A 15,075-nucleotide genomic window follows, 5' to 3' on the forward strand; every position below is an offset into this window, starting at 1 on the left:
AACGGCGAGAGCATAGCATTGCGCTCGAATTTTCGCGCCGTATTCTCAGATCGCGCGGCGGGCTTTCGTCGTCAGCTCGGTCGCGCGCAGCTTTTTGGCGAGCGTCGCCAGATCGCCGGCGGCGCCGAAATCCTCGCGCCGCGCGACGAGGCCGACGGGCTCCGCCAGCCGCGGCGCGATGCGCGTCAGCAGCGAGCTGGGCGCCGCGCGCAGCACGAGCGCGCGGCCCTGCTCGCCATAGGACAGAGCGTCGCGCAATTCATCGACGAAGCCGCGCTCCGGCGCGTGGCCGGCGCGCAGAACCAGCACATCGGGATAGCGCATGGCCGGCAGCGCGCGGGCGAGGCCGGAGCGCGCGTCGACGGCTTCCACCAGCCCGCAGCCGGCCTCCTCGGCGATGACGCCGAGGCCGGAGTCTGGCGGCCCCACCAGCACAGCGTCGGCGACGAGGCCGGCGACGCAAGCATCGATCAGCGAGGCGAGCGTGCGCACGATCGCGTCGCGCTCGGCCGATTCCCGGGCGCGCCCTCCTGTCGCCGGGGGCGTGTCGAATGCGAGTATGACGGCCGAGAGCATGAGCGTCGCCAGAGAGAGCGCTGTTGTAAGACGCTCATATCCCATATTTTCGCCCTGCTCGGCAAATGCGCCGCGTCAGCCTCGCCAATTGCGCCGCGTCAGCTTCGCAATGAGTCGAATGTCGCGGCGATCTCGGCGGCGTCGAAATCCGCTATGGCGGCGGGCAGCAGCGGGTCTTCGCCGTCGATCCAGCGCCGCTCGGCGTCGGCGTCGTCGAGCGCGATGGCGACCGCGCCATTGAGCTCATAGAGGCGCCAGGCGAGGCCGGCCGAGCGCATCGAGGACATCATCGCATTCTGCACCATGCTGCGGACCATGAGATGCGGCGTCGAGACGGCCGTGTCGGCGTCGTGGCCGCTGGTCGCGGCGAGGCAGGCGTTCTTGTCATAGGAGGCGTGGCCGCGGCAGGCGAGAGGCCGCAGCCGATAGAGCAGGCACAGGCCCGCCTCGATATAGGGGCAGGGCTGGCGCAGCGCCATGCGCGCGCTCTCCGAGCAGCCATTGGCGAAAGCGTTGATCGCGGCTATCCGCCCCGGCAGATCGACGCCGCGCTGCGCGAGCGCGCGCCGATTGGCGTTGACGAAACGCGCGATGAGAAACACCTCCGGCGCCGTGGCGACGACGCGCAGCACGCAGCAGGCGGGGCAATCGCCGGCGCAGGCGATGGCCGGCGCGCCCTCCGTCTGAATGGCGAGATTGCCTTCGAAGCTGTCGAAGGCCTGGAGGCAGAGCGCGCCTATGAATTCCGGCCGCTCGCGGCGCTCGCGGATCGTCGCGTCGAAGGCGCTCGCCATGGCTTTGAAGAAGGAGGAGGGGCCGTCGGCGGTCGGTGTCGGATCGGTCATGGGCGCGCTCGGGTCGTGGCTCTCGTTCGTGTTATGTAAACACGATACATATCGATGAGCAAGCCGCCGAATCCCCCCAAGCCGGCGGTCGCGTCGACCGGACCCGGAACTCGCACCCTGCTCGCGCGTTTTCTACCGCTTTGGGGCTGGGCGCGCAAAGAGGAGGCCGTCATGGCTGGAAACGCGTTGAAACTGGCCGCCGCCGCCATTGCGGCCGTCGGCTTCGTCCGCGCCGCGCAGGCGCATAATGATTTCACCGATCGCGCGGAATATTACGCCGCCACGCCACAGGCCCCGGCCTATTACGAGCCGCAATACTATTATGCTTATCCGAGCTATGTGGAGCCGTATTATTCGGGGCGCTCGATCTATGTCGCGCCCCGGCGCAGGTGGCGCGAGCGATAGGATGACGTCGAAAATCTTAAAGAGCGCGAGGCGCGCGTTTTAAAACTCGACCTCGAGCTCCTCGATCTCTTCCTTCTCGAGCAGCGCGGCGGCGATCCATTCCTGCATCGCGGGCAATTCGAAAATGCGGTCGCAATAGGCCTGGCTGACGTCGTCCAGAGGCACGTCGTAAGTGCGAAAGCGCGTCGCCACCGGCGCGTACATGGCGTCGGCCATGGAGATCTGGCCGAAGAGATAAGGCCCGCCATAGATCTCGAGGCATTCGCGCCAAATCTGCGTGACGCGCGCGATGTCGCCTTGCGCCTTCGACCAGACCTTGAACTTGGGGAAATGGCCTTTCAGATTCATCGGCAGCGCCGAGCGCAGCGACGTGAAGCCCGAGTGAATCTCGCCGCAGATGGAGCGGCAATGCGCGCGGCGCATGCGATCGCCCGGCAATAGTCCCGCCGTCGGCGCGATCTCGTTCAAGAACTCTCCGATCGCCAGAGTGTCCCAGATTTTCGCGCCGTCATGCGTGAGGCATGGCACGAGGATGGAGGGCGACAGCAGGAGTATTTCCGCGCGCGCCGCGACATCGTCGGGGCTGACGACGATTTCCTCGAAAGCGACGCCGGAGAGCTTGGCCATCAGCCAGCCCCGCAAGGACCAAGACGAATAGTTTTTGCTGCTGATCGTGAGCGTCGTCGTCGCCGCCGTTTTCGCCGCCGTTTTCGCCGCCATGAGAAACGCTTCCTCCTTTTCCTTTGGTGGACTGTGCAGCAAGCGCTGTGCCATGCTAGAGCCCGTCCATGGCACGGGGCTTGCTCGACCTGCCCCATCGGTAACGGAAGGTTTCGCTCAGCCGCATGATGTATGACGCATATCAGAGCTACGCCGACGTGAGCAATCGACTTCGTCTGGCGGCGGCGAGCGGCGAGCGACTGGCTCGCCTATGGAAATCGACGCCTTACGCCTCGCCTTTGCGGTGCTTCGAGGCCTATTGCGAGCTGGTCTCGCTGCTCGGCTTCACGCATGTGCGTCCCGATTATGGCGTCACGCAGATCACGACGCACAATGGCGCCGCCATCGACGTGATGGAGGAGCCGGTCTATTCGACGCCCTTCTGCCAGCTGCTGCGCTTCGTGCGCAAGGATGCGGAAAATCTCCCGCGCGTGCTGCTCGTCGCGCCAATGTCCGGGCATTTCGCGACTCTGCTGCGCGGCACGATCCGCACGCTCGCGCAGGACCACGACGTTTATGTCACCGACTGGATCAACACGCGCGACATACCGCTCTCGCAGGGCGTTTTCGGCATGGACGAGTTCGTCCAGCATCTCATCGATTTTCTGCGCTTCCTCGGCCCGCCCGCCCATGTCGTCGCGGTCTGCCAGCCGACGGTCGCGGCGCTCTCCGCCGTCTCGATTATGGCCGAGGACAATGATCCCGCGCAGCCGGCGAGCCTGACGCTGATGGCCGGGCCGCTCGACGTCAGCGTGTCGCCCACTAAGGTCAATGAATTCGCCGTCTCCAAGCCGATCGAATGGTTCCGCAGCAATGTGATCGGCACTGTGCCGCGCATGCTGCCGGGGGCGGGGCGGCGGGTCTATCCCGGCTTTCTGCAAATCTCCGGCTTCATGAGCATGAACGCCGAGCGCCACGCCAACGCTTTCATCGATCTCTTCCGCCACCGCGTCGAAGGCGATCATGAGAAGGCGGACCGCATCCGCACCTTCTATGAGGAATATTTCGCGATCATGGACCTCGATGCGGATTTCTATCTGCAGACCATCGAGACCGTCTTCCATAAAAATGCCCTTTCCTCGGGCAGTCTGCTCTTTAGAGGGCGCAAGGTGACGCCGCGCGCGATCAAGAAGACCTTCCTGCTCACGGTGGAGGGCGAGAAGGACGATATTTGCGCCGTGGGCCAGACGCTCGCCGCTCAGGATATGTGCAGCGGCCTGCGTCCCTATATGAAGTCGCACCATTTGCAGGCCGGCGTCGGTCATTATGGCGTCTTCAACGGCAAGCGCTGGGACAATCAGATCTATCCCGTCGTACGAGACCATATCCAAAACAGCCTGTGAGCGGACGAAGGCTGCGCTTGCCGCGCCTTCGCTGACGAAGCTTCTTTGAGCAAAGCGGCGAGATGATCGGCGCGGATATTTGTCCGCGGCGGGCGCGAGCCTGTCTCAATCGCAGGCGGCCGGCTTTTTCAGAAGGCGCGCGGTGAGGCCGCTCCATCCGTTGCCGCGACAACAGTCCGCTCCCGGCCGAGCCGAGGCCGGGACTGTGACAAATTGTTGCAGGGCGTCACGGCGGCGCAGCAGGGGCGCGAGCAGGGTGTCCAGCCTCGGCCAAAAACGCACGACAAGCATATGATATAAAACAAAATAATATGGTCGTTCAGGTGTCATAAGGGTTACTGGACTATTACGTTCCTCTATAGCCCGACGGGAATTTTTCCTTGAAATTTTTGTGCGGCGCAATATTCTGAGTTCACTGAATTTCGGCCCGCTCCGTCGAGCATCGTTCCCGAGCCGCGCCGCCGGAATCGTAATTTATAAGAAGCCTTCCGACCCGTTCGATCGTGGCTGCGAAGGCGAGACGAGGTCACTATGGAATCGATCAAGACTTGGTTTCAGGACTGGTCCGACGCCTGCGAATACGCCAAGGAATGCGCGCCCGACCTGTCTTTCCTCCCCGGCGAGCCCTTCACCGCGCTCTTCGGCATCGCCGCCGTCTGCTTCCTCGTCTGGTGGTGGAACGAGCGTTCCCTGCGCGCCAAATTGGCGATCGTCGCCAGCGCCTGGGCCACGCCGCAGCAGATCGAGGCTCCGGCGAGCCCGGTCGCCGCTCCTGACCGCGCATGGGCTCTCACCCCGGCCGCTCTGAAGCGCGCCGCTTGATCTCACCCTGCGGGCGGCGGCGCGAAAGCGCGGGCCGCCCGATCACTTTCGGGGGTGTAGTGTCTCAGTTTGAATTTTGGCGCTCTTGACGGCGGCTTGGGCGGCTGAAGCCGTCGTCAAGCTTTCTTCGTCAGCGGCGTTGGGAACTTCTCGCGCATGAGCTGGTCAACTTCTGTGAAGTCCATGCTAGCGACGCTCCAATTGCTATTGATCGCATGCTCATGGTCCAATGGGTCGTGCATGTCCCAATAGGAGCCATAGATCGCCTCGCCTCCTTTATCGACGTACGTGATGCGATAGCAGGGCTTCTGGCCAGTGCCGGTGACGCCTATCTTCACATGCGAAGTGCCGTGCAGATTTTTGCAAGTGAGCATTTTTTGCCGGACGTTGGCGATATAGTCGCGAGGATGCGTTAGGCTCTGCCATGTGGTCGCGATCGTCGCGTCTGGCGCTAGCTTCTTTGGCACACTTACCCTCCCTGCTTTCCGCTAAGCGTAGCGTCGGAGATTGGCGAGGCGCGAGCCGGAGTCAATCCCGCTGAAATTCAAACTGAGACACTATCCTTTCGGGCGAAAGGTCGACAGGGCGGCGGCCATAGGCTAGGCGTGGAGCAGGACTCCGCCGGACACGCCGCCGCGATGCGCATCGACTCACGCCACTACCGCACCATCTGGGAAAACGCCGACGGCAGCGTCGAGGCGATCGACCAGACCAAGCTCCCCCACAGATTCGAGACCAAAAGGCTTGCCTCGCTCGACGACGCCGTCGCCGCGATCGCGACCATGGTCGTGCGCGGCGCGCCGCTGATCGGCGTCACCGGCGCCTATGGGCTGGCGCTCGCCGCCGCCGTCGATCCGAGCGACGCTGCGCTGGAGGAGGCCCATGCGCGGCTCGCCGCGGCGCGCCCCACGGCCGTCAATTTGCGCTGGGCGCTCGACCGCATGCGTAGGCTGCTGCTTTCCGCGGCGCCCTCGGACCGGCGCGCGCTCGCCTTCGGCGAGGCCGGCGCCATCGCGGACGAGGACGCGCTCTGCTGCGAGGCGATCGCCGACCATGGCGCGACGCTGATCTGCGCCGCCGCCGCCGAGCATCCGGGCCGGCCGGTCAATATTCTCACCCATTGCAACGCCGGCTGGCTCGCCGCCGTCGATTGGGGCACGGCGCTCGCGCCCATCTACAAGGCGGCGCGCGATGGAATCGATCTCCATGTGTGGGTCGACGAGACGCGGCCGCGCAATCAAGGCGCGAGCCTCACCGCCTTCGAGCTCTCGGGCGAAGGGATTCCCCACACCGTCATCGCCGACAACACCGGCGGCCATCTGATGCAGCACGGGCTCGTCGATCTGTGCATCGTCGGCAGCGACCGCACGACGCGCATCGGCGATGTCTGCAACAAGATCGGCACCTATCTGAAGGCGCTCGCCGCCCATGACAATGGCGTGCCCTTCTATGTCGCGCTGCCGAGCTCGACGATCGATTGGGCGATGCGCGACGGCGTCTCCGAAATCCCGATCGAGCAGCGCGACGCGAGCGAGGTGACGCATATTTCCGGCCTTGCCGACGATGGCGCGGTGACGCGCGTGCAGGTGACGCCGAAGGGCTCGCCCGCCGCCAATTACGCCTTCGACGTGACTCCGGCGCGTCTCGTCGGCGCGCTGATAACGGAGCGCGGCGTGTGCGCCGCGAGCGAGGCGGGCTTGCGCGGATTGTTCCCTGATTTAGCGTAATCGGCGCGCGCGATTCCTTCTCCCACTTGTGGGAGAAGGTGGCCCGGCGAAGCCGGGTCGGATGAGGGTCTGATGTGTTCTGATACGAATCCTCATTCGCGTCTTTCGGAATCCGACTGCAGCCTCATGCGCCCTCATCCGACCTCGCTTCGCGAGGCCACCTTCTCCCACGAGTGGGAGAAGGATGCGCAGCGGAGCGATCTCACTTCGACGATTTCAATCCGTAATTTTCAAAACGGGTGATTTCGTTTTCGATTTCTTCCTCTGAAATCAGCGCCGGCTCGCCGGCGATGCGCGCGAGATAATAGAGCCGCGCCAGCGTCTCCAGTTCCACCGCGCGCCACATTGCGCGATCCAATCCTTCGCCGAGCGCGATCATGCCGTGATTGCCGAGCAGCACGCCATGCGCGCGGCCCAATCCTTCGACCGCGAGATCCGAGAGCGCCTGCGTGCCGAAAGGCGCGTAATCGGTGCAGCGAATGCGAGACGTTCGGAAAATCCCGATCATATAATGCACGGGCGGAATATCTCGCCGCAGCGTGGCGAGCGTCGTCGCATAAATAGAATGCGTATGCACGACCGCCTGCACATCCGGCCTGGCGCGTAGGATATCGCGATGCATGCGCCATTCGCTGGAGGGCGCGAGCGGTCCTTGCGACTCGCCGTCGCCCGCGAGCGGCATGCGCGCGATCATCTGCGGGGTCATTGTGGCGTAGGCGATTCCGCTCGGCGTGATCAGCATCGCCTCGCCGTCGCGCACCGATAGATTGCCGGCGGTTCCTTGATTGAGGCCGAGCGCATTCATGCTCCGCGCCGCTTCGACGATCGCCTCTCGCTTGCTCGCATCCGTCATTCCGCCCCTCCGTCTGCGAATGCGCGCCCCTTGCCGAGCGACGCCTCAATCCCTACATCCTCGAGACTCTTTTTCCAGCCGAGGCTCGGATGACACAAGAACAAAATACGAAACCGGCGAGCTGGCACGCGACGACCATCGTTCTGGTGAAAAAGAACGGCAAGACCGTCATCGCGGGCGACGGACAGGTGAGCCTCGGCCAGACCATCGTCAAGGCGAACGCCAAGAAGGTGCGTCGACTCGGCAAGGGCGATGTGATCGCGGGTTTCGCCGGCGCGACGGCGGACGCTTTCACTTTGTTCGAGCGGCTCGAGGGCAAGCTCGAGCAATATCCGGGGCAGCTCACGCGCGCTTGCGTGGAGCTCGCCAAGGACTGGCGCATGGATCGCTATCTGCGCCGGCTCGAGGCGATGATGCTGGTCGCCGATCGCGAGGTGGGGCTGACGCTGACCGGCGCCGGCGACGTGCTGGAGCCGGAAGCCTTCGAGCATGGCTCGGTGGCGGCGATCGGCTCCGGCGGCAATTATGCGCTGGCCGCGGCGCGCGCGCTGCTCGATCAGCCGATAGAGGCGGATGTGATCGCCAAGCGCGCGATGGAGATCGCCGCCGACATCTGCGTCTACACCAATCGCAACATCGTGCTCGAATCGATCTGAGCTTTCCGAGGAACTGATATGGCCGATTTTTCCCCGCGCGAGATCGTCTCGGAGCTCGACCGATTCATCGTCGGACAGAAGGACGCCAAGCGCGCCGTCGCCATCGCGCTGCGCAATCGCTGGCGCAGGCTGCGCCTCGAAGGCACCATGCGCGAAGAGGTGCTGCCCAAGAACATATTGATGATCGGCCCCACCGGCTGCGGCAAGACCGAGATCGCGCGTCGTCTCGCCAAGCTCGCCAATGCGCCCTTCCTCAAGATAGAGGCGACGAAATTCACCGAGGTCGGCTATGTCGGCCGCGATGTCGAGCAGATCGTCCGCGATCTCGTCGAGGTGGCGATCCTGCTGGTGAAGGAGCGCCGGCGCAAGGATGTCGAGGCCAAGGCTCAGCTCGCGGCCGAGGAGCGCGTGCTCGATTCGCTCGTCGGCCCGGCGGCCTCGCCGGCGACGCGCGACTCCTTCCGCAAGAAGCTGCGCGCCGGCGAGCTGGACGATAAGGAGATAGAGGTCGAGCTGGCGCAATCGGGGCCGCAGGTTCCGATGTTCGAGCTGCCGAACATGCCCGGCGCCAGCGTCTCCGCCTTCTCCATCGGCGATATTTTCGGCAAGGCGTTTCAGGGCCGGCCGAAGCGCCGCAAAATGCTGGTCAAGGAGGCGCATGGCCCGCTGCTCGCCGAGGAGAGCGACAAGCTCATCGATCAGGAGGAGAGCGTCCGCGAGGCGATTTCCGAGGTCGAGAATAATGGGATCGTCTTCCTCGACGAGATGGACAAGATCTGCGCCCGCGAGGGCAGGGGCGGGGCCGATGTCTCGCGCGAGGGCGTGCAGCGTGACCTGCTGCCGCTGATCGAAGGCACCACGGTCGCGACCAAGCACGGGCCGGTGAAGACCGACCATGTTCTGTTCATTGCCTCCGGCGCTTTCCATGTCGCCAAGCCCTCTGATCTCCTGCCGGAGCTGCAGGGCCGCCTGCCGATCAGGGTCGAGCTCGCCTCGCTGGACGAGGAGGATTTCCGCCGCATTCTCACCGAGACCGAGGCCTGCCTCACCAAGCAATATGTGGCGCTGCTGGCGACGGAGGGCGTCGCGCTGGAGATCGCGCCTTCGGCGGTGGACGCCATCGCCCGCGTCGCCGTGCAGGTGAATTCCTCGGTGGAGAACATAGGCGCGCGCCGCCTGCAGACCGTCATGGAGCGCGTGCTGGACGAGGTGAGCTTCTCCGCCTCCGATCGCGCCGGCGAGACGGTGACGATCGACGGCGCCTATGTGGAGGAACATATCGGCGACCTCGCCAAGAACCGCGATTTGAGCCGCTTCATTCTCTGACGAGAAAGGGCGAAAAGCGGGCTTGCGGCGCGCGACGGGCTGCACTATACAGCCCTCGCGCTGCAGCGGCGACGCCGCGGTTCGCCCCGCCCTCACCCCAGAGAGGGCGGCGATAAAAGTGGGGCCATAGCTCAGTTGGGAGAGCGCTTCAATGGCATTGAAGAGGTCGTCGGTTCGATTCCGTCTGGCTCCACCAAAGACATCCCGCAGCTCGATCAGCATAAGAGCGCGACCGTTACGGTCCGAAGCTACGGCCAGCTCGGAGCCGATAGCCCCCGCGCAGCGTTGCCAAAGCGAGCGCGGCGCTGATAGCTTCTCGAGGATCGGCGGGACACTAGCTCCTCAGAGAGAGTTCTAGGAACTCGATTCGAAAAGGGTCCGAAGATGCGCGATCTCCTTTGCTTCGCTCACGGCCGAGCTGGCGAGTGGGAGGGCGTTTGCCTCGAATTCGACCTCGCCGTTCAAGGCCGCAGCTTCAATGAGGTTCGGGAAGCCCTCGAGGACGCCGTTCGCGACTATGTCGCCGCGGCGAGCGACGAGGACGAGGCCACGCGCACGAAGCTGCTGAATCGACGCGCGCCGCTATGGGTGTTTCTGTCCTGGACGGCGCGAGTCGTGTGGTCGGCTCGGCGCCATTGGCGCGCCGGCGACGGCGATACCTCGGCGTCCTTCCCCGTGGCCTGTCCGGCGTGACATTCGATGCGTTCATTCGGATATTGGAGCTGAATGGCTTCGCTCTCCATCGTCAGGGAAAGGGCTCACATGCGATCTACCGTGGCGAGGTCGATGGCGAGGTCCGCCTCGTGACGATCGCAGCGCATCGGCTGAGCGACGATATCAAGCCCGGCACGCTGGCGTCGATGATCCGGCAATCAGGTCTGCCCAAGAAGCATTTTCGTTGAACGTCCCAGCTGGAGAGCCGGCCTGATTGTCCAAACGAGGACGACGATCGGCCAATCGCGAAACCCCATGCAGCAGCCTCCAAAACCTCGTCTCCAGCATCTCGACATGCTGCGCGGTCTCTGCGCGCTCGGCGTGGTGGTGAGCCATTTGCGGGCGCTGCTCGTCGTGCCCTATGCCGAGGCGGCGCGACATGGGCTCCTCGACAAATTCCTCTTCACGCTCGGCGGTCTCGGCCATGAATGCGTGATCGCCTTTTTCGCGCTCAGCGGCTTTCTCGTCGGCGGCTCCACTCTCGCGGCGATGCGGGCGGGGCACTTCTCCTGGGCGGATTACGGCGCCGCGCGGCTCTCGCGGCTGTGGACCGTGCTGATTCCCGCGCTGGCGCTCACCGCGCTCTGGGACTTCGCCGGCGCCGCGCTCGGTCCCGCCGGCGCCTATCAGGGCGCGCTGGCGGCGGTGCTGCCGAGCGGGCCGACGCCGGCCGAGCCGGCGAATCACTCGCTCGCGACGCTGCTGGGAAATGTCTTTTTCCTGCAGACGATCGAGACGCCCGTCTTCGGCTCCAACCGGCCGCTGTGGAGCCTCGCCAACGAGGCCTGGTATTATCTCGCCTTTCCGTTGCTCGCCTTCGCCTTTTTCCATCGCGCGCCGCTGGCGCGAGGCCTCTGCGCGGGCGCGGGCCTGCTGACTCTGGCGCTGCTGCCGGCGGAGATCGCACTGCTCGGCCTGCCATGGCTCGCCGGCGCGCTGGCCGCGGATCGCCCGGCGCGCCCTTCGACAGCGCGCGCCATCGGCGGCGCGCTCGCCACTGTGGCGGCGATCGGCGTCGCCCATGCGTGGCGCAATATTTTCGGCGATGTGATTCTCGGCTGCGCCATCGCCTTCTGGCTGCGCGATCTCGCCGCCTTTCGGCCCTTCGGTGGGCTCTATGGCGGCGCGGCGCAGGGGCTCTCGGAAATTTCCTACACGCTCTACGCCGTGCATTTTCCGCTGCTGCTGATGCTGTGGTTCTGGCTGCTGGCGCCCGGCCAGAGCCAGCCGGGCGTCGCCGTCCTCTTGCGAATGGCCGCGCTGATGGCCGTCGCGCTGCTCTATGCGACGGCCGTCTGGTTCCTGTTCGAGCGTCGCACCCATGTGGCGCGCGGCTGGTTGCGAGGGCTCGCGCGCTGGCGGCCGCTCTGAGGTCGAGCGCGCGAGAAGGCGATCAATCCTTGGCGCGGAACGCCACTTTCTGACGCCAGGCGGCTCTGACCTGATCCTTCACCGCATGGGGCAGCGGAACATATTGCAGGGCTTTCGCCGCTTTGTCGCCATGAGCGAAAGCCCAATCGAAGAATTTCAGCAGCGCGGCCGTCCGCTCCGCCTTGGCCGCCGCTTTCGGCGCAACGATGAAGGTCGCCGTGACGAGCGGCCAGCTCTTGTCGCCCGGCATATAGGTCAGATCGACGGCGAAATTATCGGCCGCGGCCCAGTCTGCGTTCGCCGCCGCAGCGGCGAAGCTCTCTTCATTTGGCGCGACATATTTGCCGGCGCGGTTGAGCAGCTTGGCCGGCGCGAGATGATTGGTCGTCACATAGGAATTCTCGGCATAGCCGATCGAGCCCATCGTGCGAGGGACCTCGCCCGACGTGCCGGCGCTGCCATGCACGCCGACGCCGCCTGGCCATTCGAGCGTCATGCCGACGCCCATGCGGGTCTTCCATGTCTCGCTCACCTTGGAGAGATAGCGCGACAGCGCGAAGGTCGTTCCAGAGGCGTTGGAATGATGGATCGGGACGATCAGCAGATCGGGAAGCGCGAGCCCATGATTGAGCGCGACGATGCGCGGATCGTTCCAGCGCGTGATCGCGCCGAGATAGATGTCGGCGATGACCGGCCCGTTGAGCTTCAGCGCATTGGCGCCGACGCCGGGAATATTGACGATGATGTCGAGGCCGCCGACGACGGTCGGAAATTGCAGAAGATCGGCCTCCTCTATCCGCTTTGCTTCCATGGCGACGTCGGAGGCGCCGAAATCGACGGTTCCCGCCGCGGCCTGCTTTTGGCCGACGCCGGAGCCGGTCGCCTGATAATTCACTTGCACGCCGACGCTCGGCTTCGCCTCCTGCGCCCAGCGCGTGTAGATGGGCGCAGCGAATGCGGAGCCCGTTCCAGAGAGCGACGTCTCGGCGCGCGCGGCGTCGAGACAGGAGATGGCGGCGATCGAGATGATGAAAATGCTGCAGGCGTTACGCATGGTCGTTCGTCCTGTTGCGAGAGAAAAGATCGTGAATGTCGCGCGCGTCAGATCACGCGATTGAGCGCGAGCGCGAAAGCGTCGAAATTCCGCAGGCGCGCATTGCTCTCGCGTCTGACGGGTCGATTGAGGAGCAGCGGAACCTGCTGCTCCGAGAGCCCGCCATGCGAGCGCAGCGGCGCGGTCAATCCGCCGAGGTCATGGCTCGTCGCGGATGTGCCGAGCGTGAAGAGACGCTTTGCCAGCACGACGAGATCGCCGACGCGCTCATTGGGCAATTCGAAGCGCGCGCAGGCGGTTCGATTGTCGAGCACATGATCGACGCCTTCGAGAGCGGCCACGCATCGCGTCGCCTCGTCGAGAATAGAGGCGGGCGCCGAGACGGTCGCATAGGAGCCGAGCGCGCCGTGATGCACGACATAAGGATCGGTGATCGGCAGGATCACGCGGCAGGTCCCGGCGCCGAAGCGCATGTCCAGCACGTCTTGCAGAAAGACGATGTTGGGACGGCCGATCGAATCCGTCTTGGCGTTCATGCCATGATCGGCGGTGACGCCGATGACTGCGCCCATCGCGTCGAGCTGCGCGAGATATTTGTCGAGCATCGCATAGAAGGCGTTGGCGACGTGCGTTCCCGGCGCATGCTTGTGCTGCACATAATCCGTCGTCGAGAGATACATGATGTCTGGCCGCATCGTCTTCATCAGCCAGACGCCGGCGGCGAGAACGAATTCCGACAATTCCGCGCTATAGACGGCGGGAAGCGGCAGGCCGACTTTGGCCAGAAGATCATCGACGCCGTTTTGCGCGAGCGTCGCCTCATTGGCCTTTTCTGCGGAGAAGCGAATGCCCTCGAGCCCGCAGCCGAGCAGAGCGCTGAGCTTGTCCTTCGCGGTCACCGTCGCGACCTTGCGTCCGGCCTTGGAGAATTCCGCGAGTATCGTCGGCGCGCGCAGATATTTCGCGTCGTTCATCAGCACTTCGACGCCCTGCTCGGGATCGAAGAAATAATTGCCGCATATGCCGTGAACGCTCGGCGGCGCGCCGGTCACGATGGAGAGATTATTGGGATTGGTGAAAGAGGGCATCACGCAATCGGCGGTGAGCACGGCGCCGCGCTCGCCGAGGCCGGCGAAGAAAGGCGCGACGCCGGCGCGGATCGCCTGATTGATATATTCCTGCTCGCATCCGTCGATGCAGACGACGACGGTCGGCTCGGAGGGCGCGGCGTAGCGCCTTCCGTTGACGGTGATTTCGGCTGTCATTTTCGCGCCCCGCATTCTCTCGTCGCATCATCGGCGACTTCGCTTCGGCGCTGGTTCATCTATCAGTCGGGCATGTCATGTCGAAACGAATAAATCTCACAGAGCCTGTGAGCGGAGCCGACATGCTTCACAAAAGCGTCACATCCGCAGGATGTTCATCGCATGATACGGCCAATGAGACAGTGAGTGACACGAGATGGCGCGCAAGCCGCTACCGCTGAAAATGCTGCAGACGCTCGAGGCCGTGGTGCGGCTCGACGGCGTCTCCAACGCCGCCAGGGAGCTCGGCGTCACGCATGGCGCGGTGAGCCGGCAGATCGCCGCGCTGGAGGAATGGCTCGGGCGCGCCTTGTTCGAGCGTGATCGCGGACGTCTGCGGCCGCTCGACGAAACGCGCGAATTCGTCGCCGTCATCACCGATGGCTTCGAGCGCATGGATGCGGCCATGGGACGCGTCGCGACGGCGCGCCGGCGTCTCAAAGTCTTCGCCCATGCGACTTTCGCGATGCATTGGCTGGTGCCGCGGCTCGAGCAATTCTACGCGCTGCATCCCGATGTGGATGTGCATGTGCAGACGCGTCAGACCGGAGAAGATCCGGCTCTCGCCTTTTTCGACGTCGCGATCATGCGCGGCTCCGAGCAGATCGGCAATTGGGAGTCCTCTTCCGTAATGCAAGAGACGCTCACTCTGCTGACCACCCGTCGCCGAGCGGAGACGCTCGCCGCGCAAGGCGTCGCCGCTCTCCTCGGCGAGACATTCGCCGTCAGCGACACGCGGCCGGGCGAGACCGAGCGATGGCTCGAGGCTGCGCGCCTGCCGCCCCTGCAAAAATGGCGCGTGCGTCGTTTCGGCCATTTTCACACGGCGCTGATGGCGGTTCTCAACGGGCAGGGCGTCGCTGTCGGGCCGATCGAGCTGACAGCGGGACAGAGCGCGGAAGGATCGCTCGCCGCGCCTTTCCCGCAGATCGTCGCGCCCGGGCCGCGCCATGTCGCTTTCATCGATCCGCAATCGGAGAGCTATCCGACGGCGAAGCGTTTCGTGCAGTGGCTCGCCGAAGCCGCCAGCGCCGTGGAGCGTGGCGGCTAATACACGAATTTGGAGGCCGCGCCGCGGCCGCGCGGGGCGGGGCCGCTCTGCGCGCCCGGCTTGCCTTCGACGCCCGGCGCGCCGGCGGCGAGGGCGCTCGCATCCAGGGCGAAGCCTTCGTTCTCGTCTATGAAGCTCGAGCGTCCTTCCACGGATTTCTGCGTCACCGTGCTCGGCGTCACATTTTGTCCGACGGCGGGGCCGGAGGTGCGGCCGCGCTGCGTCATCTGCTGCTCGGCGATGGCCGCGCCGCCGAGGATCAGAAAGAGGCTCGTCGAAACGAGCGCGAGCTTGCGCATGGCGTCTCC

General features: G+C 64.8%; 18 protein-coding genes and 1 tRNA gene. 11 read left to right on the forward strand and 8 right to left on the reverse strand.

The window, feature by feature from the left end:
• Positions 1–45 precede the first annotated feature (45 nt).
• Positions 46–576: a transposase gene (locus GYH34_RS10170; RefSeq protein WP_161913475.1), complete on the reverse strand. Its 531-nt coding sequence runs from the start codon at positions 574–576 to the stop codon at positions 46–48.
• A 98-nt stretch (positions 577–674) separates the two neighbouring features.
• Positions 675–1,421, reverse strand: coding sequence for a hypothetical protein (locus tag GYH34_RS10175; RefSeq protein ID WP_161913476.1), 747 nt, complete (start codon positions 1,419–1,421; stop codon positions 675–677).
• 171 nt (positions 1,422–1,592) lie between these two features.
• On the opposite strand from GYH34_RS10175, the gene GYH34_RS10180 reads away from it, so the two are divergent.
• Positions 1,593–1,826 carry a hypothetical protein gene (locus GYH34_RS10180; RefSeq protein WP_161913477.1) on the forward strand — a complete coding sequence of 78 codons (234 nt, stop codon included), beginning with the start codon at positions 1,593–1,595 and terminating at the stop codon, positions 1,824–1,826.
• Positions 1,827–1,865: 39 nt separating this feature from the next.
• Here GYH34_RS10180 and GYH34_RS10185 read toward each other — a convergent pair whose 3' ends face one another.
• A complete protein-coding gene (locus GYH34_RS10185; protein ID WP_161913478.1) occupies positions 1,866–2,546 on the reverse strand; it encodes a glutathione S-transferase family protein in 681 nt (226 codons plus the stop codon).
• A gap of 128 nt (positions 2,547–2,674) precedes the next feature.
• Here GYH34_RS10185 and phaZ point away from each other — a divergent pair, with 128 nt between their 5' ends.
• Both phaZ and GYH34_RS10195 read left to right on the forward strand, forming a co-directional pair.
• Entirely contained in the window at positions 2,675–3,889 is a 1,215-nt protein-coding gene (gene phaZ, locus GYH34_RS10190; RefSeq protein ID WP_161914977.1) for a polyhydroxyalkanoate depolymerase, read from the forward strand.
• 531 nt (positions 3,890–4,420) lie between these two features.
• On the forward strand, positions 4,421–4,711 hold the full coding sequence (locus tag GYH34_RS10195) for a hypothetical protein (RefSeq protein ID WP_161913479.1): 291 nt from the start codon (positions 4,421–4,423) through the stop codon (positions 4,709–4,711).
• A gap of 116 nt (positions 4,712–4,827) precedes the next feature.
• On the opposite strand, the gene GYH34_RS10200 is transcribed toward GYH34_RS10195, so the two are convergent.
• Complete coding sequence (locus tag GYH34_RS10200) at positions 4,828–5,178, reverse strand: hypothetical protein (protein WP_161913480.1); 351 nt, start codon at positions 5,176–5,178, stop codon at positions 4,828–4,830.
• A gap of 171 nt (positions 5,179–5,349) precedes the next feature.
• Between GYH34_RS10200 and mtnA the strand changes: the two genes are divergently transcribed.
• Entirely contained in the window at positions 5,350–6,438 is a 1,089-nt protein-coding gene (gene mtnA / locus GYH34_RS10205) for an S-methyl-5-thioribose-1-phosphate isomerase (RefSeq protein ID WP_161914978.1), read from the forward strand.
• Between the two features lie 202 nt (positions 6,439–6,640).
• Here the strand turns inward: mtnA and GYH34_RS10210 are convergent, their stop codons facing one another.
• Entirely contained in the window at positions 6,641–7,291 is a 651-nt protein-coding gene (locus GYH34_RS10210; RefSeq protein ID WP_161913481.1) for a class II aldolase/adducin family protein, read from the reverse strand.
• Positions 7,292–7,380: 89 nt separating this feature from the next.
• Between GYH34_RS10210 and hslV the strand changes: the two genes are divergently transcribed.
• The 6 genes from hslV (at position 7,381) to GYH34_RS10240 (ending at position 11,358) form a co-directional block, all read left to right on the forward strand.
• Positions 7,381–7,947 (forward strand): ATP-dependent protease subunit HslV, encoded by a 567-nt coding sequence (gene hslV / locus GYH34_RS10215; protein ID WP_018265038.1) that lies wholly within the window; start codon positions 7,381–7,383, stop codon positions 7,945–7,947.
• 18 nt (positions 7,948–7,965) lie between these two features.
• On the forward strand, positions 7,966–9,273 hold the full coding sequence (hslU, locus tag GYH34_RS10220; RefSeq protein ID WP_161913482.1) for an ATP-dependent protease ATPase subunit HslU: 1,308 nt from the start codon (positions 7,966–7,968) through the stop codon (positions 9,271–9,273).
• A gap of 120 nt (positions 9,274–9,393) precedes the next feature.
• A tRNA-Ala gene (locus GYH34_RS10225) sits at positions 9,394–9,469 on the forward strand.
• Positions 9,470–9,657: 188 nt separating this feature from the next.
• Positions 9,658–9,966 (forward strand): hypothetical protein, encoded by a 309-nt coding sequence (locus GYH34_RS10230; protein WP_161913483.1) that lies wholly within the window; start codon positions 9,658–9,660, stop codon positions 9,964–9,966.
• The gene (locus GYH34_RS10235; RefSeq protein ID WP_018265041.1) at positions 9,963–10,175 is read left to right on the forward strand and encodes a type II toxin-antitoxin system HicA family toxin; all 213 of its coding nucleotides are present in this window, start codon (positions 9,963–9,965) and stop codon (positions 10,173–10,175) included. The genes GYH34_RS10230 and GYH34_RS10235 overlap by 4 nt, the downstream gene beginning before the upstream one ends.
• A 67-nt stretch (positions 10,176–10,242) precedes the next feature.
• On the forward strand, positions 10,243–11,358 hold the full coding sequence (locus GYH34_RS10240) for an acyltransferase (protein WP_161913485.1): 1,116 nt from the start codon (positions 10,243–10,245) through the stop codon (positions 11,356–11,358).
• 22 nt (positions 11,359–11,380) lie between these two features.
• Here GYH34_RS10240 and pstS read toward each other — a convergent pair whose 3' ends face one another.
• Both pstS and phnA read right to left on the reverse strand, forming a co-directional pair.
• Positions 11,381–12,412, reverse strand: coding sequence for a phosphate ABC transporter substrate-binding protein PstS (gene pstS / locus GYH34_RS10245; RefSeq protein WP_161913486.1), 1,032 nt, complete (start codon positions 12,410–12,412; stop codon positions 11,381–11,383).
• A gap of 47 nt (positions 12,413–12,459) precedes the next feature.
• Positions 12,460–13,677: a phosphonoacetate hydrolase gene (gene phnA / locus GYH34_RS10250; protein ID WP_161913487.1), complete on the reverse strand. Its 1,218-nt coding sequence runs from the start codon at positions 13,675–13,677 to the stop codon at positions 12,460–12,462.
• 196 nt (positions 13,678–13,873) lie between these two features.
• Between phnA and GYH34_RS10255 the strand changes: the two genes are divergently transcribed.
• The gene (locus tag GYH34_RS10255; RefSeq protein ID WP_161913488.1) at positions 13,874–14,767 is read left to right on the forward strand and encodes a LysR substrate-binding domain-containing protein; all 894 of its coding nucleotides are present in this window, start codon (positions 13,874–13,876) and stop codon (positions 14,765–14,767) included.
• Here GYH34_RS10255 and GYH34_RS10260 read toward each other — a convergent pair.
• Complete coding sequence (locus tag GYH34_RS10260; protein WP_161913489.1) at positions 14,764–15,066, reverse strand: hypothetical protein; 303 nt, start codon at positions 15,064–15,066, stop codon at positions 14,764–14,766. The genes GYH34_RS10255 and GYH34_RS10260 overlap by 4 nt on opposite strands.
• Positions 15,067–15,075: the final 9 nt, after the last annotated feature.

The sequence above is a fragment of the Methylosinus sp. C49 genome (assembly GCF_009936375.1).
Classification (GTDB): Bacteria; Pseudomonadota; Alphaproteobacteria; order Rhizobiales; family Beijerinckiaceae; genus Methylosinus.

Excerpts from the sequence above, each read along its gene's own strand:
- GYH34_RS10255 (WP_161913488.1), top strand. The coding sequence starts at position 13,874 with ATGGCGCGCAAGCCGCTACCGCTGAAAATGCTGCAGACGCTCGAGGCC.
- phaZ (WP_161914977.1), top strand. The coding sequence starts at position 2,675 with ATGTATGACGCATATCAGAGCTACGCCGACGTGAGCAATCGACTTCGT.
- pstS (WP_161913486.1), bottom strand. The coding sequence starts at position 12,412 with ATGCGTAACGCCTGCAGCATTTTCATCATCTCGATCGCCGCCATCTCC.
- hslV (WP_018265038.1), top strand. The coding sequence starts at position 7,381 with ATGACACAAGAACAAAATACGAAACCGGCGAGCTGGCACGCGACGACC.
- GYH34_RS10260 (WP_161913489.1), bottom strand. The coding sequence starts at position 15,066 with ATGCGCAAGCTCGCGCTCGTTTCGACGAGCCTCTTTCTGATCCTCGGC.
- GYH34_RS10195 (WP_161913479.1), top strand. The coding sequence starts at position 4,421 with ATGGAATCGATCAAGACTTGGTTTCAGGACTGGTCCGACGCCTGCGAA.
- GYH34_RS10240 (WP_161913485.1), top strand. The coding sequence starts at position 10,243 with ATGCAGCAGCCTCCAAAACCTCGTCTCCAGCATCTCGACATGCTGCGC.
- mtnA (WP_161914978.1), top strand. The coding sequence starts at position 5,350 with ATGCGCATCGACTCACGCCACTACCGCACCATCTGGGAAAACGCCGAC.
- GYH34_RS10210 (WP_161913481.1), bottom strand. The coding sequence starts at position 7,291 with ATGACGGATGCGAGCAAGCGAGAGGCGATCGTCGAAGCGGCGCGGAGC.
- GYH34_RS10180 (WP_161913477.1), top strand. The coding sequence starts at position 1,593 with ATGGCTGGAAACGCGTTGAAACTGGCCGCCGCCGCCATTGCGGCCGTC.
- hslU (WP_161913482.1), top strand. The coding sequence starts at position 7,966 with ATGGCCGATTTTTCCCCGCGCGAGATCGTCTCGGAGCTCGACCGATTC.
- GYH34_RS10230 (WP_161913483.1), top strand. The coding sequence starts at position 9,658 with ATGCGCGATCTCCTTTGCTTCGCTCACGGCCGAGCTGGCGAGTGGGAG.
- GYH34_RS10185 (WP_161913478.1), bottom strand. The coding sequence starts at position 2,546 with ATGGCGGCGAAAACGGCGGCGAAAACGGCGGCGACGACGACGCTCACG.
- GYH34_RS10170 (WP_161913475.1), bottom strand. The coding sequence starts at position 576 with ATGCTCTCGGCCGTCATACTCGCATTCGACACGCCCCCGGCGACAGGA.
- phnA (WP_161913487.1), bottom strand. The coding sequence starts at position 13,677 with ATGACAGCCGAAATCACCGTCAACGGAAGGCGCTACGCCGCGCCCTCC.
- GYH34_RS10175 (WP_161913476.1), bottom strand. The coding sequence starts at position 1,421 with ATGACCGATCCGACACCGACCGCCGACGGCCCCTCCTCCTTCTTCAAA.